Here is a 310-nt window from a genome sequence, read left to right on the forward strand (position 1 = left end):
AATTTTAGCTTTTTTGTCATCTACAGCTTGGGTGGTGGCTGAATGAGTTACTTCATCTTCGCTCGCAGTGTTGTTGTCATTATGGGTAATAGTCTCCTTTTTGCTAACGACAGCATGTTCAGTCACCACAGTGCTTTTTGTATCGGCAGTACTTGTTGTCGCGGAGCCATTGGCTAATGCGGCTTTTTTGGCTTTAGCACGTGCAACTGCCGCAGCAATTTTAGCTTTTTTGTCATCTACAGCTTGAGTGGTGGCTGAATGAGTTACTTCAGCTTCGCTCGCATTGTTGCTGTCATTATCGGTAATAGTC

Annotated in this window: 1 protein-coding gene; it reads right to left on the reverse strand. The window is 44.2% G+C overall.

Translation table 11 applies throughout. The annotated features are described in order from the left end of the window. The coding region (locus AAEY75_RS14440; protein ID WP_352259948.1) for a hypothetical protein at window positions 1-310 on the reverse strand (310 nt) is incomplete at both ends.

This window comes from Psychrobacter sp. TB55-MNA-CIBAN-0194 (assembly GCF_040309505.1).
GTDB classification, from domain to species: Bacteria; Pseudomonadota; Gammaproteobacteria; order Pseudomonadales; family Moraxellaceae; genus Psychrobacter; species Psychrobacter fozii.